We start from the raw sequence: 25510 nt of genomic DNA, 5'->3' as shown, positions 1-25510 counted from the left end.
CCTCACCTACCCTCCTTAAAATCCCAGCAAACGCCACAGTTCCTCATCCACCACGGGTTTTTCTTCCAGGACGTGTTTTTTTCGAAACAATTCTACGGCTTCGGCCGTCTGAGGGCCAAAGATACCGTCGGGCTTCTGGTTGTAATAACCCAGCCGCTTCAGGGTGCGCTGGACTTCCTGCACTGCCGTACCGCAGCTTCCCTGGTAGAGTACGGGATACTGCGGCAAAAAAGGATTACCCAGGACCAGTACCGGCGTGCCCTCGGAAACCCAATCATAGAGCTCGACCACATGGGCGTTGTGCAAACGCACACAACCGGCACTGGCAAAAGTCCCGATGGACCAGGGGCTGTCTGTGCCGTGGATGCCATAGGTGCCTTTGGGGATGTTCAGTCCCATCCAGCGGGGGCCCATGCCGGGGACGTATTCATCCGATTTGTCTACGATTTTCCAGAGGCCTAAAGGGGTTTCCGAGCCCGGTTTGCCCAGGGCCACCGGGTATTGCCTGATGGGTTGTCCCCGGGAAAAAACGGTCATGGTCAGGGAACGGGTATCAACCAGGATAAAAAGGTCATGCCCGGGGGAGGGGGGCGCTCCCTGGTCAGGCCTGGCCAACATGGCTTGGCTAATAGACTGCCAGGTGGATACGTCAGCCACGCCGGTGGGTGGAAGGCCGTGATCCTTCTGGAAGCGTTCCACGGCTTGTATGGTGGTTTCGTCGTAAAGGCCGCTAGCCGGACCCCGAAAGTAACCCAGGGAAGACAGGCATTGCTGCAGGTTGGCAATATCCCGTCCCTGGTGGAAGGGTGTCGTAAGCCGGGGCTGCTCATAGCTGCCGCACTCATGTGCCCTGACCAGGGCCGGAGTGCAGGCAGGCCGGCAAAGCAAAAGGAAACTTAAGATGATCAGGCAGATGCAACGACGCATGCATATCACCGGGCAGGTCAAAGAGTCGTTTTTTATTTTTCCCCTTTTTTCTCCCCCCATAACCGTAAAAGGCCGTTAAAGATACCCTGGGCGATTTTTTTGTAAAGAGTAGGGTTGCGCAAAAGACCTTCCTCGACCCAGTTGGAAATGGCCACGGGCTCAACCGTAACGCCGGGGAGCCTACCTAGATGGCACAGCTGCGGATCCGGCTCTACCCCCCGTGAGGGGCGTTTAATTTTGCGCACGATTTCTTCCAGGGTAAACAGGGCGAGACGTTCACACCCCGGTGCTCTGGGGTTATATTTTACCGCCGTTCCTTGAATGGAAGTGTCCGTATTATGGTAGGTATGAAAGCTGATAAACACATCCGCGTTCATTTTTAGGGCGAGGTTGCAGCGCATCCACTGGGAAAGGGGATAATCCCCGGTGCGGGTAAGGTAGACTTGACTTTTCAGGGGTTTGAGCAGATCCTGCAGGGCGGTGGCCATGGCCATGGTAACGTTTTTCTCCAGGAGATTAACGGGCCCCCTTCCTCCCGGGTCATTACCCCCGTGCCCCGCGTCTATAACAAATACCTTTGAAGAAAAAAGATTAAAAAGGTGGTCCCGGACAAAGCTGATTACAGTACGGTGAGGTATACCCGGTTCACTTGCTACTTGCCAGGGGGAAGGGTGGTTGGTCTTGATTTCAAAGGTTACGCCCTGTGATTGCTCTTCAACCCTGATCCATTCAATCAACCCGTCATACACTTCAATTGTTTCGCAATACATACTGGCCCGGGCCCCCCGGGCGATGAGGGTGATACCTGAAGGATTTTCCTTTGCATCAAAATGAAAAGGACTGGTGGATTCAATTACTACCCGGGAGACCGGGCGGCTGGGGTTGTAGTGGACTTTGCTCCAGATGTTGGTGATGCGGCTGACTGTCATGCCCTTACCCCCTTCAGGAAATGACGCTTTTCCCTCTTACCTAAGTTGAGCCGGGGGGACTTTTTTCCCTCTCCGGCAAAATATCTGGTGAGGCCGGCATAAAGGCACCAGGCCACCTTGCTCTGGTACAGGGGATCCTGCAACAGGCGGTATTCCCTGGGATTGGTGATGAAACCAATCTCTACAATCACCGTGGGCACCCGGGAATGACGAAGGATGTAATAATCCCCGTATAAGGGCAGCCGGTGGTTGGTTTTAAGCAGGCGGTTGAGTTCGTCCTGGATGGCCCTGGCCAAAGCCTCGCTCTCCGGCGAGCCGGATCTGGTAAAGGTTTGTGCGCCATATTGGGACGGATTGCTAAAACTGTTGATGTGGATGCTTACCATGGCATGGGCCGGTAAGCTATTGGCCAGGGTCACCCGGCGGGCGAGATCCTGGCGCTTTCGTTTATACAGGCCGGTAAGCTCCGGGTCGGCCAGGTCGTGGTCTCCTTCCCGGGTCATGATTACCCTCGCTCCGCCCTGGCGCAAGTAAAGGGCCAGCTTTTGCCCTACGGCCAGGACCAGGTCCTTTTCCAGCACGTTGTTTTTCCCCACCACTCCGGGGTCCACACCCCCGTGCCCCGGATCGACTACGATCACCCGGCCGGCTAAGGCCCAGGAAAGGGCGCTGATGGATGCCTGGTGGCGGGCATTGACGATGGCGCGCAAACCCAGCCAGAGACTGGCTGCAACCAGAGCAGTAACCAGTACAATTTTAATTTTTTTAAAAGTTAAAGGCAGAACAATAAGCATTTAATATTTCCACCCTCCGGGCGACCGGTTTGCCCTGGTCAGGCTGCAGGTGATACAGTAAAATATATGGTAAACCACGGGAAGACTTTCATTATATTGTTTGGCTTGTGCACACGAATTTTGTCTTTCCGGACATGCGGGGGTGTGGGCCCGGGTGAAATTATATAAGGTCAGGGCCGTGGTCCTGAAATCCATAAACATCCAGGAGGCCGACCAGTTGCTAACGCTATTCTCCCGGGAAAAGGGAAAAATCCGGGTGATGGCTTACGGGGCGTGCAAGCCTACCAGCCGTAAGCGGGGGGCCGTGCAACCCTTTTCCCATTCCCGGTTTCTCCTCCGCCGGAGCAACGGGCTGGATGCGGTGAGCCAATGCGAGCTTTTAGAGATGTTTCCGGAACTGCGTTACCGGCTGGATAAACTGGGCTATGCCGTTTATCTGGCCGAGATGGTGGACGGCATGACCGTCGAAGAAGAGCCCAGCGAGGCGGTTTTTGGTCTGCTGCTGGGAACACTGCGTGCCCTGGGCAGCGGAGACGGCGAGTTGCTGGTCCGGGCCTTTGAAATAAAACTGCTGTCCATTCTGGGGTACCGGCCCTGCCTGGAAAGGTGTATCCTGTGCCAGGGTCCTATTAGTGCCGGCGAAGTGGTTTTTCATGCCGGGGCAGGGGGTGTGCTTTGTGCATCATGTGCAGGCAGGAACGAGGGCGGTCTGCTCTGTCGCCGGGGTACGGTGGAACTGCTAAGGCTTCTTTTGCGCTGGGATCCTGGCAAGCTCAACCAGCTGCAGGTGGGGGAGATTGCCCGCAAGGAGTTGAAGGAAGTGCTTCGCCGCCACCTGGAGTACCATCTGGACCGGCGTATGAAATCCACGCGATTTCTGGAACTGCTGGAACATGTATAAATGGCCGGACTCCCGGGTTAAATATGGTTAAATAAAAAGAACCAGGGAGGATGGCTGTATGAACAGCGAGCTGGAAAAAATTGATTTAATCAGATCCCGCCTGGGGGTGGGTTACAAGGAGGCCAAGGAGGCCCTGGATGCAGCCGGAGGAGATGTGGTGCAGGCTCTCATTCGCCTGGAAGAAGAGAGGAAAAACATCACGGAAAAGCTCCAGGACCGGGGACAGGAATTTTTGGAGCACTTGAAGGATTTTTTTCACCGGAGCCAGGAAACTAAAATCAAGGTAAAACAGGGGGAAAGGACGGTCATGGAACTACCGGCTTCCCTGGGGGCTCTAGGTCTGGTGGGGACTCTGGCCAGCAGCCAGCTGGCTGTTTTGGGAGCTCTGGGGGCGGTTACGGCCATGGCCAAGAATTATACCCTGGAAATTGAGCGACCCGGCCGGGGAGAACAGCAAAATGAGGGTCAGGGTGAACAATATGTGGAACCGGCGGGCCCTACGTAAGGGGAGGCCTGAAGAGATTCCGGCCTTCCCGTTGGAGGAGGAACTGGCCGCGGGGAATGGGGCGCTGGGAAAAAGCGTCCCCGTTGACTTTGCCTCGCCAATTTGGTAAATTAACATTGTTCAACAGCATATCCGGCGATGAGGGAAAGAGTAGCCGGGGGAGTTTTTACAGAGAGCCGGGAAGAGGTGGAAGCCCGGTAAAACGAACCCGTGTGAAGGGGGTTCCCGAGCGGCAGGAGGAAAGCCGCCGTGTCAGGTGGCGGTGAGTAAAACCTGCACCAAAGGAGGGGGCCGCTTTTTGTAGCGGCCAAACAGGGTGGAACCGCGGGAAGTACCTCCCGTCCCTGGCCTAGTTTGCCCGGGCGGGGGGTTTAAATTTTTAAAGGGGTGGGATAATGGCCACTATTGAAGATTTTTTGGCGGTTGACATGCGCGTGGGGCGGGTGCTGCAAGCGGAAGAATTTCCTGAAGCGCGTAAGCCCGCCTACAAACTAACTATTGACTTTGGGCCCCTGGGAATAAAAAAGTCCAGTGTCCAGATCACCGCCCTTTATCGTCCGGAGGAACTGGTAGGTCGCCTGGTGGTGGCGGTGGTAAACCTCCCGCCCCGGCGGGTGGCCGGTTTCCCTTCGGAAGTCCTGGTACTGGGAGTGCCCGACGAAAAGGGCGATATAGCCTTGTTGCACCCCGACCGGGAAGTACCCCTGGGAGTAAGGGTGTTCTAATTTTTTCTTAAGTATCACTTTTTTCTCTAGCTCAGGGAGGAATGTATACATGAACTTTCAAGACTTGATCCTGGCTTTAAACCGTTTCTGGGCCGATCAAAACTGCATTATCCAGCAGCCCTACGATGTGGAAAAGGGCGCCGGCACGATGAACCCGGCTACTTTTCTCAGGGTTTTAGGGCCCGAACCCTGGAGGGTGGCCTATGTGGAGCCTTCCCGCCGGCCCACCGACGGCCGCTACGGGGAAAATCCCAACCGGCTGCAGCATTACTATCAGTACCAGGTTATCCTGAAGCCCTCCCCCGATGATGTGGTGGAGGTATACCTGGACAGCCTGGCGGCCATAGGGATCAACCCCCGGGAGCACGATATCCGCTTTGTGGAAGACAACTGGGAGTCCCCCACCCTGGGTGCCTGGGGCCTGGGTTGGGAGGTATGGCTGGACGGGATGGAGATCACCCAGTTCACCTATTTCCAGCAATGCGGGGGCATGGACTGCCGCCCCGTTTCGGCGGAGATCACCTACGGTTTGGAACGGCTGGCCATGTTTATCCAGGGCAAGGACAATGTTTTTGACATCGAATGGGTCAACGGCCTGACTTACGGAGACGTACACCACCGGGGCGAAGTGGAACACTCCCGTTACAATTTTGAAGAGGCCGATACAGAGATGCTTTTTAAGCTATTTGATATGTACGAAAGGGAGGCCCGGCGCATAGTAGAAAAGGGCCTGGTCCTGCCGGCGTACGATTATGTGCTCAAATGCTCCCATACCTTTAACCTCCTGGATGCCCGGGGCGCCATCAGCGTTACCGAACGCACTGCCTTCATTCACCGGGTACGCAGCTTGGCCCGGGCCTGTGCCGAGGCCTATGTGGCCCAGCGGGAAGAAATGGGTTACCCCCTTTTAAAGAAATAACCGTTAAAAACACTAATAACTAATAATCGAGGGAGGACAACCATGCATACCCAGGATTTCTTACTGGAAATTGGTATGGAAGAAATACCGGCCCGGTTTTTAAACCCGGCCCTGGAACAATTGAAGGAACTGGCAGTGAATCTGTTGCGGGAGAACCGGCTGCCCTTTGGTGAAATTAAGACCTGTGGCACCCCACGGCGCCTGGTCCTCTACGTCTACAACCTGGCCGGTGTGCAGGAATCCCTGATCCAGGAGGTAAAAGGGCCGGCAGTTAAAGTGGCCTTCAATCCGGCCGGGGAGCCAACCCGGGCGGCCCTGGGTTTTGCGAAAAGCCAGGGGGTGGATGTTTCCCAGCTGGTGGTGAAAAACCTGGGCCCCGTGGAATATGTATTTGCAGTGAAGCGTCAGGAGGGTCGGCCCGCAACGGAAGTGCTGGCCGGGCTTTGCCCCTCTTTAATTGCTGGTTTGCACTTCCCCAAACCCATGCGCTGGGGAACCCTGGAGGTGCGCTTTGCCCGTCCCATTCGCTGGCTGGTGGCCCTTTACGGTGATCAGGTGATTGATTTCTCCTATGCCGGTCTCCGGTCCGGGCGGATTACCTACGGGCACCGGTTTTTAAGCCAGGGCCCTCTGGAAATCCCCCATGCCAGCAAGTATTTCGAGGTTATGGAGCGGGGCCGGGTAGTGGTAGATCCTGAGCGGCGCCGGGAGATGATCTGGAACCAGGTGAAGGAGCTGGCAGCCGGAGCCGGCGGGCAGGTAGTGCCCGACGAAGAACTGCTGACAGAAGTAACCAATCTGGTGGAATATCCCTTAGCCCTTTGCGGCAGCTTTGACGAGAGCTTTTTGCAGTTGCCCGCCGAGGTGCTGGTAACGCCCATGCGGGAACACCAGCGTTATTTCCCCGTGCGGGATGCCCGGGGTAAACTGCTGCCCCGCTTTATTGCCATCAGCAACGGTAATGAGGACTACCTGGATACGATAAGGGCGGGAAATGAAAAGGTGCTACGGGCCCGTCTGGCCGATGCCGCTTTCTTCTGGAAGGAAGATCTGGCCATACCCCTGGCCCAACGGGTAGAGGCGTTAAAAAAGGTCGTCTGGCAGGAAAGTCTGGGTACGGTCTACGACAAAGTGGAACGCCTTATCGGCTTGTCCCGTTACCTGGCCCGTGTTTTTGCCGTCGGCGAAAAAGAAACGGAACAGGTGCTGCGGGCGGCATACCTGGCCAAGGCCGACCTGGTTACCAACATGGTCTACGAATTTCCCGAATTGCAGGGCGTCATGGGTCGGGAATACGCCCTGGCTTCCGGGGAGGATCCGGCGGTTGCCCGGGCCATTTACGAGCATTACCTGCCCCGTTTCTCCGGCGATGAGCTGCCGGTAAGTACCCCGGGACGGATATTGAGCCTGGCCGATAAAATGGACACCCTGGTTGGTTGTTTTGCCATCGGCATCGAGCCCACCGGTTCCCAGGATCCCTACGGCCTGCGCCGGCAGGCCCTGGGGATATGCCATATCTGCCTGGAGGGGGAACTGGTGCTTTCCTTGCGCGGTTTGATTGAGCAGGCCTACGAACAGTACCGCGGGCGGGTGGAACTGAAGCTGAGAAGGGAACAGGTTATATCCCACCTGATGGACTTCTTCGCCCAGCGCTTGAAAGGAATTTTTGCCGACCGGGGATTATCCTACGACACGGTGGAGGCGGTGTTGGCGGCCGGTTTTGATGATCTCACCGGCGCCTGGCAGCGCGCCCAGGCTGTGGAGGCGTTCCGGGACGAACCCCATTTTGAAGCAGTGCTCACGGCCTTTACCCGCGCCCATAATTTATCCCGCAAGCACGGTTCCACCACGGTGGACCCGGCTGTACTCGTGCACCCGGCAGAAGTAGCCCTGTACAAGAAATTAAAAGAAGTACAGGAAGAGGTTGCCCGCAATCTGGCCGCCCGGGATTACCGGGGTGCGTTGGCGGCCATGGCTTCTTTGCGGCCGGGAGTAGATCAGTTTTTTGATGCCGTCATGGTCATGGTGGATGATGAGAAAATCCGGAACAACCGTCTCAGCCTGCTTAAAGGAGTGGCCACCCTGGCCCTGGGTGTGGCCGATCTGAGCAAACTGGTTGCCGCACCGGGGGACAAATTGTATACATGAATTTTGGGTTTGATGCAGGAGGAAAATCTAAGACGAATATATAATATTATATAACATTGCTTTAAGTGGGCCGATTAGTATAACATAATTGCTCTTTTAAGGGGCGATGAAATTGGAACTTTCCAAACGACAGGAAGCCATTCTGGAGATTGTCAAAAAGGAAGGTCCCATTACCGGTGAGCAGATTGCCGAGCGCCTCTCCCTCACCCGGGCCACTTTGCGTCCCGACATGGCTATTTTGACCATGGCCGGGCTTCTGGAGGCCCGCCCCCGGGTGGGCTACTATTACAGCGGCAAGACCCCGAACAAGGTGATTGCCGAAAAGCTTCACCGCATCAAGGTGGGAGAAGTAAAGTCCGTACCTGTGGTTGTTTCGGAGCATTGTTCGGTATACGATGCGGTGGTCACCATGTTCATTGAGGACGTGGGGACACTGATTGTGGTCCGGGAGGGAGGGATTTTGGAGGGGGTTATCTCGCGGAAGGATCTGTTGAAGATCACCCTGGGGGGGCAGGATATCCATAAATTACCCGTGGGTGTGGTAATGACCCGTATGCCCAATGTTATTACCGTGGGCCCTGATGATTCGGTCTGGTTGGCAGCCAAGAAACTAATTACCCACGAAGTGGATGCCCTGCCCGTGGTACGCCCGGTTGAGGGGGGCGACAAAAACAAGGACCTGGAAGTTATCGGTCGCCTGAGCAAGACTAATATCACTCGCCTCTTTGTTGAGCTGGGAGAAGGAAACTAAGGGGGAGGTAACCATTACCACGACCAGTAATACACACCCGGTGATTTACATCATCTCCGATTCCATTGGTGAAACGGCGGAGTTGGTGGCCCGGGCGGCGGCCAGCCAGTTCAACTCCGGTATAGGGGATATCCACCGGGTGCCCTTTGTGCATGATGTGGAAGAAATTGTCGAAATTGTGCAGGAGGCCAGTACCAGGCCCAGTGTCATAGCTTATACCCTGGTTGTTCCGGAGTTACGGGAAGCTTTGGAAAGGGAAGCGAGTAAATACAACATACCTACTGTGGACATATTGACCCCCATGTTGGACGCCCTGACCCGGGTAGGGGGTCTAAGACCGAAATTGGAACCCGGCCTGGTCCGCCGTGTCGACGATGATTATTTTCGTAAAGTGGAAGCAGTGGAATTTGCTGTAAAGTACGATGACGGAAAAGATCCCCGGGGAATTTTACGGGCGGACGTGGTGGTGATTGGCGTCAGCCGGACTTCTAAAACTCCCTTGTGCATGTACCTGGCCCACAAGGCCATAAAGGCGGCCAATGTTCCCCTGGTGCCGGAGGTGGCGCCACCGGAAGAAATCTTTAAATTGCCGCCTCACCGGGTAATCGGTTTAACCATCCAACCCCAGCAGCTAAATGAAATCCGTCGGGAACGTCTGAAAGCTCTGGGGCTTGCTTCCAAGGCAAATTACGCCAGCATGGAACGCATACTACAGGAACTGGAGTACGCGGAAGAAATCATGCGCCGGGTAAAATGTTCTGTCATTGACGTTACCAACAAGGCAGTAGAGGAAACGGCCAGCCGCGTGCTGGAAATTTATTACAGGGGGGAAAGGCATGTCAAGTAAAAAGTATGTCTACCTGTTTGAAGAGGGCCGCGCGGACATGAAAAATCTGCTCGGCGGCAAAGGGGCGAATCTGGCGGAGATGACCAACATAGGCCTGCCTGTCCCGCCCGGCATGATTATTACCACGGAGGCCTGCAAGGAGTTTTACGTTAATGACCGGCGGTTTCCTCCCGGGATGGAGGAACAGGTGCGGGAAAAGATACGTGTGCTGGAGGAAAAAACGGGCAAGCGGTTTGGCGACCCTGCCAATCCCTTGCTGGTGAGCGTGCGCTCCGGTGCTCCAGTATCCATGCCCGGGATGATGGATACAGTGCTCAATCTGGGATTAAACGATGAAACGGTGGAAGGCCTGGGCCGGGCCGCCGACCGGCGGTTTGCCTTTGACTGCTACCGCCGTTTCCTGAATATGTTTGGCGATGTGGTTCTGGGCATTGAACATGCCAAGTTTGAACGGATCTTGGAAAGATACAAGGAGCGCCGGGGGGTGGCCCTCGACCAGGAATTGCCGGCTGAAGATCTGGAACAGGTGGTCGCGGAGTACAGGGCCTTAATCGAACGGGAGACCGGACAGCCCTTCCCCCAGGACCCCATGGAGCAGCTTTTCATGGCCATTTATGCCGTATTTAACTCCTGGAACAACGACCGGGCTATTGTCTACCGCCGGATCAACAAAATTCCCGATGACCTGGGTACTGCCGTTAACATCCAGGTGATGGTCTTTGGCAACCTGGGGGATGATTGCGGTACCGGGGTAGCCTTTACCCGGGATCCAGCCACCGGTGCCCGGGAGCTTTACGGGGAATATTTGATTAACGCCCAGGGTGAAGATGTGGTGGCGGGCATCCGGACACCGCGGCCAATTTCCGATTTAAAGGTGGAAATGCCCGCTGTTTACCAGCAGTTTGCCTCCATATGCGAGCGTCTGGAGAAACATTACCGGAACATGCAGGACATCGAATTTACCATTGAGCGGAGCAGGCTTTACATTTTGCAGACCCGTACCGGTAAGCGCACTGCCCAGGCGGCCGTAAAAATTGCCGTGGATATGGTCCATGAGGGATTGATCAGCAAAGAAGAGGCCATCATGCGGGTGGAGCCCGCCCAGCTGGATCAGCTGTTGCACCGCCGTATCGATCCCCGGGGCAGCGTAAAGGTTATTGCCAAAGGCTTGCCTGCTTCTCCTGGTGCGGCCAGCGGTAAGGTTGTATTTGACGCCGATGAGGCTGAAGTGCTGGGCAATCAGGGTGAAAAAGTCATCCTTGTCCGTACGGAAACCACTCCCGACGACATCCACGGCATTGTTGCTGCTCAGGGGGTGCTCACCTCCCGGGGTGGAATGACCAGCCATGCGGCAGTAGTGGCCCGCGGTATGGGCAAGCCCTGCGTTTGCGGCTGTGAGGCCATACGCATTGATTACGAGGCCGGCGAGTTTCGCGTCAATGACCTGGTGGTCAAGAAGGAAGATGTCATTTCCATTGACGGATCTACCGGCCAGGTAATTCTCGGGGAGGTGCCGCTGATCGATCCCGAGCTTTCCCCCGAATTTCTTGAGCTGTTGCAGTGGGCCGATGAGATCCGCACCCTGGGCGTAAGGGCCAATGCGGACACTCCGGAAGATGCGGCTAAAGCCCGTGCCTTTGGGGCCGAGGGTATCGGTCTGACCCGCACGGAACACATGTTTATGGCTCCGGACCGGTTGCCCATAGTACAGGACATGATCCTGGCCACCACCACCCAGGAGCGGCAGGACGCCCTGGATAAGCTTTTGCCCATGCAGCAGGGGGATTTTTACGGCATTTTGAAAGCCATGGAGGGTTTGCCGGTGACCATCCGCCTGCTGGATCCCCCCTTGCATGAATTTTTGCCCAACGCGGAAGAACTGGCGGTGGAAATTACCCGCCTGCGCCTCACCGGTGGCGATGAAGAAGAACTGCGGAAGAAAGAGGAGTTGCTGAAAAAAGTAAGGGTGCTGGCGGAATTCAACCCCATGCTGGGTCACCGGGGCTGCCGCCTGGGCATAACTTTCCCGGAGGTTTATGCCATGCAGGCCAGAGCCATTTTCCAGGCTACGGTCCAGCTGGTAAAAGAGGGCGTAAAGGTGTTTCCGGAAGTGGAAATTCCCCTGGTTGGCGAGGTCAGGGAGCTGGCTTTGCTTCGCCAGCTGGTTGACGAAGTAGCTGAACAGGTAATGAAGGAAACGGGCGTGGAATTTGAGTATAGCGTGGGGACGATGATTGAAATACCCCGCGCGGCCCTGCTGGCCGATGAAATTGCCCGGGAAGCGGATTTCTTCTCCTTTGGCACCAATGACCTGACCCAAACCACCTTTGGTTTTTCCCGGGATGATGCCGAGGGCAAATTCTTGCACGAGTATGTGGAGAAGAAGATCCTGCCGGAAAACCCCTTCATCGTTCTGGACCAGGCCGGCGTGGGCAAATTGATGAAAATGTGCGTGGCTTTGGGCCGCCAGACCAAACCCGATTTGGTTATCGGTATTTGCGGCGAACACGGCGGCGAGCCCAGTTCCATTGAGTTTTGCCACCGCATCGGGTTAAACTATGTCAGCTGTTCTCCCTTCCGGGTCCCCATTGCCCGCCTGGCCGCAGCCCAGGCCAGGGTAAAGAACTGTTAAAAGTAGCGCTTGAGAACTGTAGTGAGGAGGGCGGCTGGTGGTCACGGAAGGAACGTGCGTCTTTCCGCGATAAATTAACCGGCCGCCCAGGGTCATTTCTGACGATACTGCGCCCTCCCTTTGGGAGGGTTAATAATTTTAGGGGGTTGGTTACAGGAAAAAGGCGACAAAAAGAGAAACAAAAAGAGAAAGATTATAGCAGTTATCGTTTAAGGGAAAGGGGACCCGGTATGGATGGTGAAGGCGCATCGCTAGACAGGCTGATTTTGGAAGCTTTGCCGTGTCCGGTGCTGGTTATTGATCACGGGGGATTTTTGATTTATCTCAACAGTGCTTCTGAAAGGGAATTGGGGGTAAATAAGGAAGAAGCTATTTCCCATCCCCTAATTGACATTCTTTTTCAGGGAAAGAAATTTGACCGCAAGGGGCGGTATTCCAGTGCTTTAATTGAAACGCTGGAAACGGGCCGCGAGTTTTCTTTGCGTCTGGAAGAAATAAAAACCGCGTTGCATGTTCTGCCGAAAGTTTTCCTGGTGGATACTTCTATCCTGCGGGACCGGGATGGAGGGGTGGTGGGGGCCTGCGCCGTTTACTACAATTTCCTCCGGGACCGGAAGTTGTTAAAGGAAACGGTAATGAACCGCCTGACCACCGTCTCGGAGCAGTTTGAAACCATCTATGCCTTTGCCGAAGCCATTGGGGCCCGGGATCAATACACCATGGGACACAGTGAAAAGGTGGCGGAATATGCTCGCCTAATTGCGGAGGCCCTTGGGCTTGACGAAAAAGAGGTTGATCTGGCTTACATATGCGGTATCGTGCACGACGTGGGTAAAATCGGCGTACCGGAAAATATTCTCAACAAGCCGGGAGCTCTAACAACGGATGAATTTAAGCAGGTTACCCAACATCCGGAAAAGGGAGCCACTATTTTATCCCATATAAGCTGGTTGGAGGATGTAGTTCCGGTAGTGCTGGCCCACCATGAGCGTTATGATGGGCGGGGTTACCCGCGGGGGTTGCGGGGTGAAGAAATTCCCCTGCTCAGCCGGATTCTGGCCGTGGCCGATGCCTTTGATGCCATGACCTCGGATCGCAGCTATCGCAAGGCACTGCCGGTGCCGGTGGCCATCAACGAATTAAAACGTAACGCCGGGGGCCAATTTGACCCTCGGGTAGTCGAGGCTTTTATGCGCATTTTGGGTGAGTATAAGGGCGGGGAAGAGGAGAGAGGGAATGGGTAAAACCATGCGGCTTTTCTGGGCCATAAACCTTCCCGATACAATTAAAGAGCGGCTTTGGAAGATCCAAAATCAGTTACAAGGAACCGGGGCGGATGCCAAGTGGGTGGAAAGGGAAAACCTGCATTTAACTATCCACTTTCTGGGGGAAGTGGAGATTGCCCTGATCAATAACCTTGTTGCCGCGGCCCAAAGGGTCTTGCTTACCCAAAAGACTTTTTCCGTGCAGTTGGGTGGTTTGGGCGTGTTCCCGGATCCCCGGCGTCCCCGGGTTCTCTGGACCGGTGTCACCGGCGGAGGGGACGAGTTGCGGGAAATCCACCGGTTGGTGAGCGAGGCCATGGTGCCTTTCGGGATACCTTTGCCGGGTCGACCCTTTTCTCCCCACTTAACGCTGGCCAGGTTGCGTTCTCCCCGGAAGGTGCCGGAATTGATGGTGCAGGTGCGTGAACTTGGCGATGCCTGCACTCACCTTGGTACGGTCCAAGTTGCTTCGGTGGATTTAATGCAAAGCGAGCTTACCCGCGGCGGCCCTATATATACCTTGATGGCTCAAATTCGTCTAAAAGGCCGTTAAAGGTCTAAATTCGTTTAGCAAGGCATATTTTTTAAAAAATCTCAAGGAAGGAAATTTGTTTTTTCAGGTATAATAATTTAGTTTAAGTTCTTGAAGAGAGGGTATGAAGATGCTGGTTTTGGCTATTAACGGTAGTCCTCGCCGGGCGGGCAGTACCGCCCAGATGTTGCTGGCCACCAGGGAAGTAGTAGAAGCGGCGGGTGCAAAGTTCGTCTTTTGTCAGGTGTCTGAAGTTTTGGCGGAATTAAAAATCCCCTATTGTGTCGTTTGCTCCGATCCCTGTGCGGGGAAGTGCTTTTCCGGAACCCGTCTGGAGGACGTGTTTAATTTGATGCGCCAGGCCGATGGCATTATTATGGGCAGTCCCGTATATTTCAGTACCGTGTCCTCCCACTTGAAGGCCTTTTGGGACCGTACCCGTCCCTTGCGCCGGGAGAAAGCTCTTTTAAATGTTGTCGGTGGGGCATTAACCGTAGGCGGTGCCCGTTTTGGCGGTCAGGAAACCGCCTTACGGGCCATGCACGACATGATGCTTTGCCAGGGGATGACCGTGGTGGGGGACGGCTACCTGGAGGATGATGCTGGGCATCAAGGAGCCTGTGCCCAGGATCCCGCCAGCGAGGATGCTTTGGGATTGCAGCGGGCGCGAATACTGGCCCGGCGGGTGGTGGAAGTCGCCCTGGCCACCCGGGGTCTGCGGGACAGGTCCCGGGTAACGGGCGGATAGAAACTTCATACCCCCGGTTTTGCCCCGTGGCTCCGGGGGTTTTTCATCGGGGTGATAAAGGTGAACATTCGGGAACGCACGGAAAGGTTGGAGGAACAGCAATTATCTCCCTATGCCTGTTGCAGTTCGTCCAGTGCCGGTCGCCTGTACCCCGAGGAACCCTGTCAGGTGCGTACGGCTTTTCAACGGGACCGGGACCGGATCATCCATTCCAAAAGTTTTCGCCGTTTAAAGGGCAAAACCCAGGTTTTTATCATTCCCGAAGGGGATCACTACCGTACCAGGCTTACCCATACCCTCGAAGTGGCTCAAATTTCCCGCACGGTGGCCAAAGCACTGCGTCTGAATGAAGACCTTACCGAGGCCATTGCCCTGGGCCATGACCTGGGGCATACACCTTTTGGTCATATCGGGGAAGAAGCTTTAAATGAAGTCTTCCCTCCCGGGTTTCGTCATAACGAGCAAAGTTTGCGGATTGTGGATGAACTGGAAGGGGGTAGGGGTTTAAACCTTACCCGGGAAGTCCGGGACGGGATTTTAAACCACACCGGCATGGTAAGGCCGCTTACCCTGGAAGGCCAGGTGGTAAAAATTTGTGACCGCGTGGCTTATATTAACCATGATATTGATGACGCCATCCGGGGTGGCATTCTTACCCTGGAGGATCTGCCTAAGCCCTGCCTGGACGTTCTTGGACGCACGCACCGGGAACGTATTAACACCATGGTGCTGGATCTGATCAATAACAGCTGGGAAAGACCGGTGATCTCCATGAGCCCTGAAGTCCAGCAGGCCACAGATGAGTTGCGCTCTTTCCTTTTTGCCCACGTTTACATTGGTTCAGAGGCGAAAAGAGAGGAATCCAAAGCCAAAAACGTGGTTCAGTACCTTTACCTTTACTTCACCAAGCATCCGGAAGCGCTGCCTCCGGAGCAACTCAAGAGGGTTGATGAGGTGGGGGTGGAGAGGGTAGTTTGTGATTACATTGCGGGCATGACCGACCATTTCGCCATTACCCAATTTTCCCGTCTCTTTATTCCCCGGGCCTTTCCCACGCCGGAATAGGTTAACGGCGTAAGGGTAGAAAAATTGTCGAAGGTCTGGGGAGGAAAATCTATAGTGATAGCGAATACCTCATTCACAGAGGGACGTGACGCCCCTGGGATGGGTTTGGGAGGGTGGTTCCCATGGGTGGCCTGATCCCTGCCGATGTCGTGGAATCCGTCCGCCTGGCAACCGATATTGTTCAGCTAATCGGTGAGTATGTTCGCCTGGAGAAGAAAGGCAAAAACTACGTTGGTAGTTGTCCCTTTCACCAGGAGAGAGACCCATCCTTCACAGTAAGCCCCGACAAACAGATCTTTTACTGTTTTGGCTGCGGAATTGGGGGCAACGTCTTTAAATTTTTGATGCTTCAAGAGAACCTGACTTTTCCAGAAGCGGTATACAGGTTGGCGGACCGGGCCGGCATAACAGTACCGCGTCCTGGCGGGCCCCGGGAGGGGTCGCGGGCCTGGCTGGAGGAGCAGGCCTGGGAAATTAACGCCATGGTGCGGGATTTTTATCACCACTTTCTCATCCACCGGCCGGAGGCGAGGGAAGCCCGCAGCTATCTGGAAAGGCGGGGGGTGTCCCGGCATACCCAGGGGATTTTTCAACTGGGTTATGCTCCTCCCGGATGGGATGCCCTGTTGCAGTTTCTTGCCTCCCGCAACTACCCTTCTCACCGGGCGGTGGAATTGGGTCTTTTGATCAGGGGGGAGCGGGGAAAGCTTTACGACCGGTTTAGAAACCGCCTGATCTTTCCCATTTGCAATGCCCAGGGGCGGGTGGTGGGCTTCGGGGGCCGGGTACTGGATGACAGCCAGCCCAAGTACCTCAATACCCCGGAGACCATAGTATTTAATAAGGGGCAACTGCTTTTCGGCCTGCATCTGGCCCGGGCAGCCATCCGGGAACAAGGTTACGCCATCATTATGGAAGGCTATATGGATGTGATTACCGCTCACCAACACGGCATTCACAATGCGGTGGCTTCCCTGGGGACCAGCCTCACTGCAGAGCAGGGCCATCTTTTGTCCCGTTATACCAAAGATGTGGTTATTGCTTATGACGCTGATACGGCAGGCATTGCTGCCACTATCCGGGGGCTGGATCTTCTGCAACAGCTTGGGTTTCGCGTGCGGGTGGTCACCATTCCCGAGGGGAAAGACCCAGATGAATATATCAAGCAGCATGGCGGGGAGAAGTGGCGGCAGTTGGTCGAGACGGCGGCCTCCCTGTTGGATTACAAGCTAAGCCAGGCAGCGAAAAAAGGTGGTGATGCCGCTTCCCTGTTGGCCCAGGTTCTGCCGAATCTGGCTGCCATGCCAGGAGAAGCGGAGCGAGAAGAGGGTATTAAGCGGGTGGCTGCCCGTTTAAGCTTAAGCTGGGAAGCGGTGAGAGATGCTTTACAGCGATTTAGTAGAGACTCGGGAAAAAAATGGCTAAATCCGGATAAAATTGCTAAAAATAAGCATAATATAATAGCAAGCGCCCGAAATAAGGCGGAATTGCTCCTTGTCCAGCTGTTGTTGCATTATCCCGGGTATGTGCGGGAGGTTAGCCGGCAACTGGGCGAATCCTTCCCCCGGGACCCTGGTTTACGCCAGATTTACCAGTTTATCTGCCGTGAGGGGGAAGCGGTTCGGGTTGATCCGGCTGCGTGGATGCATGAATTGGATGAAGAAGAACAACACTTATTAAGCCAATTGCTCATGGAAAAAATACCCGGGGATGACCCGGTTAAAATAATTCCCGATCTTGTTTGTACCATTCAAAGAAATAATATACAGGAAAAAAGGGAAAGACTGGTACAGGAACTGGCTGAAGCCGAAAGGATTGGCGATCAGGGGCGTGTAGCCCGGATTTTAAGTGACCTGCAAAGTCTGTTACAGACCGGCAAACCCTTGTTGGAAAGGGGGAATGAGCAAATTGGGGGACGAATTGAGCAAACTTGAATGTGTCAGGGAATTAATCGAAAAGGGTAAAAAAAGGGGCGTCCTCACCTACAGTGAGATTATGGATACCTTGCAGGGTATTGATTTAACGCCGGAACAAATTGACGATATTTATGAAAAATTAGCCGGTATGGGTATCGAAGTGGTGCCGGAAATCCCGGACCTGGAACCTATAGATGACGCCGTTATGGAGCCGCCAGCAGAAGAGGATGTGGACCTTTCCATTCCCGAGGGGGTCGCCATAGACGATCCCGTAAGGATGTACTTGAAAGAGATCGGGCGCATTCCCCTGTTGACCCCGGAAGAAGAAATCGAATTGGCCAAACGCATGGAGCAGGGAGATGAGGAAGCGAAACGACGTTTGGCGGAAGCCAACCTGCGTTTAGTGGTCAGCATAGCCAAGCGTTACGTAGGCCGGGGTATGCTCTTTTTAGATCTGATCCAGGAAGGCAACCTGGGACTGATCAAGGCGGTAGAAAAATTTGACTATCGCAAGGGATATAAGTTCAGCACTTATGCCACGTGGTGGATCCGGCAGGCCATCACGCGGGCCATCGCCGATCAGGCCAGGACCATCCGGATACCGGTCCACATGGTGGAAACCATCAACAAGCTGATCCGGGTTTCCCGCCAGCTTTTGCAGGAACTGGGCCGGGAGCCAACCCCGGAGGAAATCGCCAAGGAGATGGGCATTTCCGAGGAAAAGGTGCGGGAGATCATGAAAATAGCCCAGGAACCCGTTTCCCTGGAAACGCCTATTGGGGAGGAAGAAGATTCTCACCTGGGGGATTTCATCGAGGACCAGGACGCCCGGGCGCCGGCGGAAGAGGCCTCTTATACTCTCTTGCGGGAGCAACTGGAGGAGGTTCTGAAAACCCTCACCGACCGGGAACAAAAGGTGCTGCGCCTGCGCTTTGGGCTGGACGACGGCCGCGCCCGTACTTTGGAGGAAGTGGGTCAGAAGTTTGGGGTGACCCGGGAACGGATCCGGCAAATTGAGGCGAAAACTCTGCGCAAGCTGCGGCATCCCAGCCGCAGCAAGAAGCTTAAAGACTACTTAGATTAAACCACCAGCCCCGGTATAATTTTTCTCCACAAAGCCATTGACCGGGGCTGTGTTTTTATGTATAATCATTTATGCACCGTTCTCCGGTCTCACATCTCATATTAATTTGTGGGCCTATAGCTCAATTGGTAGAGCATCCGGCTCATAACCGGCTGGTTCCAGGTTCGAGTCCTGGTGGGCCCACCAGGGAGCAATGAGAGGTGAGAAGTGAGAAGTGAGATTAAGAAGGCTTTGGCAAAGCCAAAGCCAACAACAAATCTCACATCCCACTTCTCACATCTCATATCTTAAAACGGCCCCATGGTCAAGTGGTCTAAGACACCGCCCTTTCACGGCGGTAACGCGGGTTCGAATCCCGCTGGGGTCACCATACGGGCGATTAGCTCAGCTGGGAGAGCACATGCCTTACAAGCATGGGGTCGGCGGTTCAAATCCGTCATCGCCCACCAGTGAAATCAAGGGGTACCGGGTTTTGTGGGTTACTGCAAAACCCGGTTTTACTGTAAAATTACTGCAAGGGGAAACGCCAGGGGGCAAACCCCTGGCGTTTCCAGTTGAACACCAGTGCAATAGCTGCCACGCAAGTTTAAGCCGTCACGTAATCGGTTTCCGCCTTGGGTTCCGGCACGGGCAAGCCGTCTTCGGCCAGCCCCTCAAGGTGCATTTTCAAAGCTTCGGCTATATTTACTTTAGCTTCTTCTGCCGTCTTGCCGGTGGCCACGCATCCCGGCACGTCCGGGATGTATGCCGAATAATTGCCGTTGGCCTTCTCAATGACCACAAGGTAACGCCTCACTTTTCATGCCTCCCTTTCAATCCGGCCTGTTTTAAAATACTGTTTAAAGTCCCTGGGGCGATGTCGTCACCGGGGTGCCCGGCTATGGTCACCCGGCCGGGCTTCGTAGGGTGCTTGAACTGGCGGTGGCTGCCTTTCTGCGCCAGCAGGTACCAGCCGTCTTCCTGGAGCATTTTAATCACGCCCCTGACTTTCAACTTTGTTTGCTCCCTTTTCCATCAGGAACATAAACCAGCAAATCACCCGGCTGGCAGTTAAGGGCTTCACAAAGGGCATCGATAGTTTCCGGACTGATACCCTTTGCTTTCCCGTGATAAATTGCCGCCACGGTGTCCCAGGCCAAGCCTGTGCTTCGTGCTACCTCCGCAATCTTAAGCCTTTGCTTGCCATTATCTCGTGCAGTCTCCAAACAACCAAGGAGTATCCCTCCTTTTGCTTAGATTATACCAAATACAATCCTGAAAACAATAAAACATTTTGCAAAACAGGGCGGCCGCTGGTGGTGATCAAGGGAGCAGGCGACATGGGGTGTGATGGTACTTATGGGCTAAATAGGCACACTTCGTAAAAATTTTTGTCATAACAGCAGGAAAACCCAAATGTTCGTCTAAATAATAACTCATCTGTTGGAACCCGTTTTATTATTTGGAACAAGGAGGGGAGACGGCATGGCGGCGGAAAAAAAGGCGAAATTGCCCCTGGAAGGGATCAAGGTGCTGGATATTTCCCGCGTCCTGACGGGGCCTTTCTGCACCATGATTCTGGGTGACCTGGGGGCGGAAGTGATCAAGGTGGAGATGCCAGGGGTCGGCGATGAGACCCGGAGCTGGGGCCCTCCCTTTGTTAACGGGGAAAGCGCCTATTTCTTAAGCGTCAACAGGAACAAGAAAAGCATTACCGTTAACATGAAGTCGCCCAAAGGGCGGGAAATCATCTACAGGCTGGCCAAAGAGGCCGATGTGATGATTGAAAACTTCCTGCCCGGAACGGTGCAGCGCCTGGGTGTAGATTATGAGCGGATTAAAGAAATTAACCCGCAAATTATCTACTGTTCCCTGTCCGGTTATGGGCAGGACGGCCCCTACCGCGATCACCCCGCTTACGACCTGTTGATGCAGGGTGAGGGCGGGCTGATGTCCATCACGGGGGAAAAGGACGGCGAACCCGTACGCATTGGCGTGGCCATTATTGATATTGGAGCGGGCATGTATGCCGTTATTGGGATCTTAAGCGCTCTGATGGCCCGTAAAGAAACCGGCAAAGGCCAGTACATTGACATCTCCCTCTTGGATACGGAGGTTTCCTGGTTGACCTACATGGCCAGCAACTATTTTGCGTCCGGGAAAGATCCCATCCGTATGGGCTCGGGTCATCCTTCCATCGTGCCGTACAGGGCTTTCCGCGCCAGGGACAAGTATTTCATCCTGGCCGTGGGCAACGACGCCATCTGGCAGCGTTTCTGCGCTGCTCTGGGTCTCGAGTTTGTGGACGATCCCCGGTTCATGACCAACGAGATGAGGGTAAAGCACCGGGATGAGCTGGAGAAACTACTGGCTGAGATTTTCATTCAGAAAGAGGCCAGCTACTGGGTAAACCTGCTGCACGAGCACAAGGTTCCCTGCGGGATGATCAACGCCATCTCGGAAGTGGTTTCCCATCCCCAGGTCTTGCACCGGGGCATGGTGGTGGAAATGGATCATGAAAAAGCGGGGAAAGTCAAGGTGCTTGGCAGTCCCTTGAACTTCTCCGGAATGTCCATTGAATACCGTCTACCTCCGCCGCTTCTCGGCCAGCACACCAGCGAGATCCTCTCGAGTTTGGGGTACACTGCGGCCGAAATTGAGGAACTGAAGGCGTGCGGAGCAATCTAAATGGAAGTCGGAGGTCGGAAGTTAGAGGTCAGAAAATTAACTTTAATTTTTATATTTTTGCCGGGTTACAGGGAAACAGAAAGGAATGTCTAAGTAAAAAAATACGTTTAGCTATTTATCGGAATCAATTTCGATATATGGAATGGTCTGATGCTGATGAGCAACACTCTGCGCAAGGGCCTGATTGTTCTTCAGGCTATTTCAGAAAAGGGATCCGAAAACGGCTTGTCCATCAGGGAGCTTTTTCACCTTACAGGCTTTCCACCCAGTACCATCCATCGTTTTTTGCAAACATTTAAAGAATTTGGGATAGTCGAACAGGATCCTGAAACCAAAAATTACCGGTTGGGTCCCCAGCTGTTGAAGATGGGCCTGCAGGTCAGGGGAACGCTAGATTTAAGGAAAGCAGCCCTGCCCGTTTTAAAGGAGCTTACCCTTTGCACCGGCGAAGATTCCTACCTCACCGTTGTTCAAGGTAAGATGGGCATTTTCCTGGAAAGGTTTGAAGGGCCTTATCCGGTGAAAGTAATGGAACTGGTTGGCAAGGAAGTTCCCCTGCACAGGGGTGCGGCTAGGAAGGCCCTGCTTTCCTTCATGGATGACGATTTTATTAACCAGTACATCAAGGAAATGTCAGATAACCAGGAGCACCTGAGCCCGAAAATTTTGTTGGAAGAGATCAAAAAGATCCGGGAACAGGGATACGCCATCACCTATGGCGACTACCTTGACCACGGCGTAGGTATAGCAGCACCGGTTTACGATTTTTCCGGTTCCGTCAGGGCCTCCATAGGGATCATTGGCATAGAAAGCCGCTTTACCGAAGAACGGCTGCCGGTTTTAATCAGGGAGGTGAAGCGCGCTGCGGAAACTTTATCCCAGAAACTGGGTTATTCCAGGCACAGTCGTCCAGGGTTGCTCGGGCTAACTAAAGGCAAAAATGAATTTCCTGCCAGGGAGGAGATCTTATGAACTTCGATTTACCGGAAGAGTTACAGGACATTAGAAGGCTGGCCCGCGATTTTGCTGTGAGCGAAGTGCTGCCCACGGTGGATGCCGACGACAAGGCACACCGCTTTCGCCGGGATCTGGTGGAGAAGATGGGGGAACTGGGCTTTTTAGGCTGCGTTATTCCCGAAGAATACGGCGGGAACGGGCTAGGCTACCTGGCTTTAGCCATTCTGGCCGAAGAAATAGCCCGGGTGCACAGTTCCCTGCGCATCATATTTGCGGCCAACACCCTCGGCCCGGCCATTACCATCTGGCGTCACGGCAGCGAAGAACTGAAGCAAAAGTACCTGCCGGGGCTCACCAGCGGCAAACTGTTAGGTTGTTTTGCCATGACCGAACCCAACGCCGGATCCGACGTGGCGTCCATGAAGGCCCGTGCTGTTTTAGAGGGAGATTATTATATTTTGAACGGCAGCAAGATGTGGATCTCTTTAGCGCCTGTAGCCGACATAGCCCTCGTTTACGCCTATACCGATCCCTCCCAGCGGGCCAAGGGCATGTCCGCCTTCATCGTGGACCTGAAGAGCGAAGGCATTACCGTAGAAGCGATAACTGAAAAACTGGGCAACTGGTCTTCGCCCGTGGGTACCATTACTTTTGAGAACTGCAAGGTGCCCAAAGAAAACCTCCTGGGACGGGAAGGCCAGGGATTTGCCATCTGCATGCAGCAACTGGACAACACCCGCCTGGCTTCAGCTGCGGGAGCAGTGGGAGTGGCCCAGGCCTGCCTTGACGCCGCCATCGAATATGCCAATACCAGGGAGCAGTTTGGCCAGCCCATCGGCAAGTTCCAGATGATCCAGGACATGATTGCCCAAATGTGCGTGGACATTGAGGCGGCCCGCCTTTTAACCTACCGGGCGGCATTCTTGAAGGACAAGGGGGTACCCAGCACCCTGGAAACCTCCATGGCCAAGCTTTTTGCCAGTGAAGCCGCCAATAAGTGCGCTGATTATGCCTTGAGAATATACAGTGCCTACGGCTACTCCGAGGAATACCCCGTGGCCCGGTTCTTCCGTGACGCCAAATATTATCAGATAGTGGAGGGCACCAGCAATATCCACAAGCTCATTATCTCCCAGGATGCTCTGGGTTATCGCAAGGCCAACCGGTCGTCTTGATCACGTCTGGAGGAGGAAGTTCAAATGGATCGCTACCAGGAACTGAAGGAGAAAAAGGAAAAAATCCTGCAAATGGGCGGCCCCAAGGCGGTAGAACAGCAGCACAAAGCCGGCAAATGGACGGCCCGGGAAAGGATAGAATATTTCTTTGACCCCGGCACCTTCACGGAAATCGGTATGTTCGTCAAACACCGTACCACGGCCTTTGGGATGGATAAAAGGGAGGTTCCGGCCGAAGGCGTGGTGGTGGGTTACGGTAAGGTAAACGGCCGGAACGTGATGGTGGCGGCTGAAGATTATACTTCCATGGCCGGTACTTTTGGTGAATACCACGGAAAAAAATTCGCCCAGGCCATTGACATGGCCAAGGAAATGGGCATACCCTTTGTGGGTATGAATGACTCCGGCGGTGCCCGCCTCCAGGAAGGCATGGACACCCTGGAGGCCTATGCCTGGTTGTTTCGTTCCCAAATCCTTGCCTCTGGTATTATCCCCCAGATTGCCCTGTTGATGGGGCCCTGCCTGGGAGGACAGGCCTATCACCCGGTGATGCAGGACTTTGTCTTCCAGTGCAAGAAGACCGGTTTCATGGGGATAGCCGGGCCGGCCTTTGTGAAGACCCAGCTTGGTGAGGAGATTAGCCTGGAGAACTTATGCGGCGTGCATGTCCACGCCACCAGGACCGGACAAACCCACGTGGTGGTGGAAGATGACAAGGACTGTCTGGACAAGACCAAAGAGCTTTTGAGCTACCTGCCGCAAAACAACCGGGAGAAGCCGCCCCGGGTGGATACCGGCGACGAGGCCGAAAGGATCATTCCCGAACTGGACGGATTGGTGCCCGAGGAAGGCCACATACCCTATGACATGCACCAGGTGATCTATAAAATAGTGGACAACGGGGTTTTCTTTGAGATCCTGAAAGATTTTGCGCCCAACGTGATTGTGGGTTTCGGCAGGATTGCCGGCCGGACGGTGGGGCTTGTGGCCAGCCAGCCCCTGTATATGGGTGGGGTGATCAACTGCGATGCTGCCGACAAGGTGGCCAGGTTCGTGCGCTTCTGCGACCTGTTCAACATCCCCCTGGTTAACTTCCACGACACCCCGGGTTACATGATTGGTTCCTATGAAGAACACAGGGGGATCTTAAGGCACGGGGCCAAAATGCTCTACGCCTACATCGACGCCACGGTGCCCAAGGTCACGGTAATTCTGCGCAAATCCTTTGCCGGTGCCTACCTGGGGATGTGCTGCAAGGACACCGGGGCCGATCTGGTCTACGCCTGGCCCATAGCCCAGGTCTCCATTGTGGGTGCGGAAACGGCGGCCAGCGTAATTTTTGCCAAGGAAATTAAAAATGCCGAAGACCCGGCCAAAGTAGCCGCCGAGAGAATCCAGCAATACCGTGAAATGTATGAAAACCCGTACCGCGGCGCAGAGCGCGGCTATATAGACGATATCATCATGCCCAGCGATACCAGGAAGTATATCGCCAGAGCGCTGGATATCCTGGAAAACAAACAGGTGGTTAGACCCTGGCGGAAGTACTCCAACATTAACCTGTAGGTAAAGTTATGACAAGGATGCGGTGCCGTCCTCGCCCAATCCAGTGCTTCGCGTAAGATGCGCACCGCATCCAACCTGATTCACCGAAGATTTACGCCTGCAATATAATTGCGCCGCTCTTACGTTTAAGGAGGGGGAAGATGAAGGTAGTAGTATTCACCAAGCAAACCTTTGACACGGAAGCCAAAATCACCCTCGACGCGCAGGGCAAAATCAACCCGGAAGGCGTCAGCCTGATCATGAACCCCTACGATGAATTTGCCGTAGAAGAAGCCCTGCGCATCAAGGAGAAAACCAAAGGGGAAGTAACCGTGGTCAGCATGGGCGGGCCAAAGGCCCAGGACGTCCTGCGCCAGGCCCTGGCCATGGGCGCCGACCGGGCTGTGCTCATCACCCCCGAATTGGAAGAAATAGACGAATACACCACGGCCACCATCCTGGCCAAAGCCGTATCCCG

The 25510-nt window shown here is 54.5% G+C and carries 25 protein-coding genes and 3 tRNA genes; 22 read left to right on the top strand and 6 right to left on the bottom strand.

Annotation, left to right across the window (positions count from 1 at the left end; translation table 11 throughout):
* Positions 1–15 precede the first annotated feature (15 nt).
* Genes BUA65_RS00150 through BUA65_RS00140 form a run of 3 tightly spaced genes read right to left on the bottom strand, consistent with a single transcriptional unit; the run spans position 16 to position 2650 of the window.
* The gene (locus BUA65_RS00150) at positions 16–927 is read right to left on the bottom strand and encodes a L,D-transpeptidase family protein (RefSeq protein ID WP_165613161.1); all 912 of its coding nucleotides are present in this window, start codon (positions 925–927) and stop codon (positions 16–18) included.
* A gap of 32 nt (positions 928–959) precedes the next feature.
* On the bottom strand, positions 960–1856 hold the full coding sequence (locus BUA65_RS00145; RefSeq protein ID WP_072866747.1) for an N-acetylmuramoyl-L-alanine amidase family protein: 897 nt from the start codon (positions 1854–1856) through the stop codon (positions 960–962).
* Positions 1853–2650: an N-acetylmuramoyl-L-alanine amidase gene (locus tag BUA65_RS00140; protein ID WP_242656173.1), complete on the bottom strand. Its 798-nt coding sequence runs from the start codon at positions 2648–2650 to the stop codon at positions 1853–1855. The genes BUA65_RS00145 and BUA65_RS00140 overlap by 4 nt, the downstream gene beginning before the upstream one ends.
* A 154-nt stretch (positions 2651–2804) precedes the next feature.
* On the opposite strand from BUA65_RS00140, the gene recO reads away from it, so the two are divergent.
* The 17 genes from recO (at position 2805) to BUA65_RS00055 (ending at position 19137) form a co-directional block, all read left to right on the top strand.
* Positions 2805–3551: a DNA repair protein RecO gene (gene recO, locus BUA65_RS00135; RefSeq protein WP_072866746.1), complete on the top strand. Its 747-nt coding sequence runs from the start codon at positions 2805–2807 to the stop codon at positions 3549–3551.
* Between the two features lie 58 nt (positions 3552–3609).
* Complete coding sequence (locus tag BUA65_RS00130) at positions 3610–4056, top strand: DUF4342 domain-containing protein (RefSeq protein WP_072866745.1); 447 nt, start codon at positions 3610–3612, stop codon at positions 4054–4056.
* 395 nt (positions 4057–4451) lie between these two features.
* On the top strand, positions 4452–4781 hold the full coding sequence (locus BUA65_RS00125) for a tRNA-binding protein (protein WP_072866744.1): 330 nt from the start codon (positions 4452–4454) through the stop codon (positions 4779–4781).
* 49 nt (positions 4782–4830) lie between these two features.
* Positions 4831–5700, top strand: a complete 870-nt coding sequence (gene glyQ / locus BUA65_RS00120) for a glycine--tRNA ligase subunit alpha (RefSeq protein ID WP_072866743.1) — start codon at positions 4831–4833, stop codon at positions 5698–5700.
* A 42-nt stretch (positions 5701–5742) separates the two neighbouring features.
* The gene (gene glyS, locus BUA65_RS00115; protein ID WP_072866742.1) at positions 5743–7848 is read left to right on the top strand and encodes a glycine--tRNA ligase subunit beta; all 2106 of its coding nucleotides are present in this window, start codon (positions 5743–5745) and stop codon (positions 7846–7848) included.
* A 112-nt stretch (positions 7849–7960) separates the two neighbouring features.
* A complete protein-coding gene (gene ccpN, locus BUA65_RS00110) occupies positions 7961–8599 on the top strand; it encodes a transcriptional regulator CcpN (protein ID WP_013823652.1) in 639 nt (212 codons plus the stop codon).
* Between the two features lie 40 nt (positions 8600–8639).
* On the top strand, positions 8640–9446 hold the full coding sequence (locus tag BUA65_RS00105; protein ID WP_242656171.1) for a pyruvate, water dikinase regulatory protein: 807 nt from the start codon (positions 8640–8642) through the stop codon (positions 9444–9446).
* The gene (gene ppdK, locus BUA65_RS00100) at positions 9436–12078 is read left to right on the top strand and encodes a pyruvate, phosphate dikinase (protein ID WP_072866741.1); all 2643 of its coding nucleotides are present in this window, start codon (positions 9436–9438) and stop codon (positions 12076–12078) included. The genes BUA65_RS00105 and ppdK overlap by 11 nt, the downstream gene beginning before the upstream one ends.
* Before the next feature lie 230 nt (positions 12079–12308).
* The gene (locus BUA65_RS00095) at positions 12309–13322 is read left to right on the top strand and encodes an HD domain-containing phosphohydrolase (protein ID WP_072866942.1); all 1014 of its coding nucleotides are present in this window, start codon (positions 12309–12311) and stop codon (positions 13320–13322) included.
* Entirely contained in the window at positions 13315–13896 is a 582-nt protein-coding gene (gene thpR, locus BUA65_RS00090) for an RNA 2',3'-cyclic phosphodiesterase (protein ID WP_084061912.1), read from the top strand. The genes BUA65_RS00095 and thpR overlap by 8 nt, the downstream gene beginning before the upstream one ends.
* 109 nt (positions 13897–14005) lie before the next feature.
* Positions 14006–14623 (top strand): flavodoxin family protein, encoded by a 618-nt coding sequence (locus tag BUA65_RS00085; protein WP_072866740.1) that lies wholly within the window; start codon positions 14006–14008, stop codon positions 14621–14623.
* Positions 14624–14683: 60 nt separating this feature from the next.
* The gene (locus tag BUA65_RS00080) at positions 14684–15688 is read left to right on the top strand and encodes a deoxyguanosinetriphosphate triphosphohydrolase (RefSeq protein ID WP_072866940.1); all 1005 of its coding nucleotides are present in this window, start codon (positions 14684–14686) and stop codon (positions 15686–15688) included.
* Between the two features lie 122 nt (positions 15689–15810).
* Positions 15811–17622 (top strand): DNA primase, encoded by a 1812-nt coding sequence (gene dnaG, locus BUA65_RS00075; RefSeq protein WP_072866739.1) that lies wholly within the window; start codon positions 15811–15813, stop codon positions 17620–17622.
* Positions 17588–18688: an RNA polymerase sigma factor RpoD gene (gene rpoD / locus BUA65_RS00070; protein WP_207543829.1), complete on the top strand. Its 1101-nt coding sequence runs from the start codon at positions 17588–17590 to the stop codon at positions 18686–18688. The genes dnaG and rpoD overlap by 35 nt, the downstream gene beginning before the upstream one ends.
* 110 nt (positions 18689–18798) lie before the next feature.
* A tRNA-Ile gene (locus BUA65_RS00065) sits at positions 18799–18874 on the top strand.
* Positions 18875–18982: 108 nt separating this feature from the next.
* Positions 18983–19058: transfer RNA gene (locus BUA65_RS00060), tRNA-Glu, on the top strand.
* A 3-nt stretch (positions 19059–19061) separates the two neighbouring features.
* Positions 19062–19137 (top strand) — tRNA-Val (locus BUA65_RS00055).
* A 137-nt stretch (positions 19138–19274) separates the two neighbouring features.
* Here BUA65_RS00055 and BUA65_RS00050 read toward each other — a convergent pair.
* The 3 genes from BUA65_RS00050 to BUA65_RS18940 are packed head-to-tail and all read right to left on the bottom strand — an operon-like array spanning position 19275 to position 19893.
* On the bottom strand, positions 19275–19484 hold the full coding sequence (locus BUA65_RS00050) for a type II toxin-antitoxin system HicB family antitoxin (RefSeq protein ID WP_072866737.1): 210 nt from the start codon (positions 19482–19484) through the stop codon (positions 19275–19277).
* Positions 19481–19681 carry a type II toxin-antitoxin system HicA family toxin gene (locus BUA65_RS00045; protein ID WP_072866736.1) on the bottom strand — a complete coding sequence of 67 codons (201 nt, stop codon included), beginning with the start codon at positions 19679–19681 and terminating at the stop codon, positions 19481–19483. The genes BUA65_RS00050 and BUA65_RS00045 overlap by 4 nt, the downstream gene beginning before the upstream one ends.
* Positions 19678–19893 carry a helix-turn-helix domain-containing protein gene (locus tag BUA65_RS18940; RefSeq protein ID WP_084061908.1) on the bottom strand — a complete coding sequence of 72 codons (216 nt, stop codon included), beginning with the start codon at positions 19891–19893 and terminating at the stop codon, positions 19678–19680. Before BUA65_RS18940 ends, BUA65_RS00045 begins: the two co-directional genes overlap by 4 nt.
* Before the next feature lie 259 nt (positions 19894–20152).
* On the opposite strand from BUA65_RS18940, the gene BUA65_RS00035 reads away from it, so the two are divergent.
* The 5 genes from BUA65_RS00035 to BUA65_RS00015 form a co-directional block, all read left to right on the top strand.
* On the top strand, positions 20153–21355 hold the full coding sequence (locus BUA65_RS00035) for a CaiB/BaiF CoA transferase family protein (protein WP_072866734.1): 1203 nt from the start codon (positions 20153–20155) through the stop codon (positions 21353–21355).
* Between the two features lie 156 nt (positions 21356–21511).
* The gene (locus BUA65_RS00030; RefSeq protein WP_165613160.1) at positions 21512–22327 is read left to right on the top strand and encodes an IclR family transcriptional regulator; all 816 of its coding nucleotides are present in this window, start codon (positions 21512–21514) and stop codon (positions 22325–22327) included.
* Positions 22324–23487, top strand: coding sequence for a glutaryl-CoA dehydrogenase Acd (acd, locus tag BUA65_RS00025; protein ID WP_072866732.1), 1164 nt, complete (start codon positions 22324–22326; stop codon positions 23485–23487). The genes BUA65_RS00030 and acd overlap by 4 nt, the downstream gene beginning before the upstream one ends.
* A 24-nt stretch (positions 23488–23511) precedes the next feature.
* A complete protein-coding gene (locus BUA65_RS00020; RefSeq protein WP_072866731.1) occupies positions 23512–25053 on the top strand; it encodes an acyl-CoA carboxylase subunit beta in 1542 nt (513 codons plus the stop codon).
* Between the two features lie 140 nt (positions 25054–25193).
* Positions 25194–25510 (top strand): electron transfer flavoprotein subunit beta/FixA family protein (locus tag BUA65_RS00015; protein ID WP_439328926.1); only part of this gene is annotated, 317 nt, incomplete at its 3' end.

This window comes from Desulfofundulus thermosubterraneus DSM 16057, from assembly GCF_900142025.1.
GTDB lineage: Bacteria > Bacillota > Desulfotomaculia > Desulfotomaculales > Desulfovirgulaceae > Desulfofundulus > Desulfofundulus thermosubterraneus.
The sequence above is the reverse complement of the archived record's forward strand: the minus strand, read 5'-3'. Positions and strand labels throughout refer to the sequence as shown.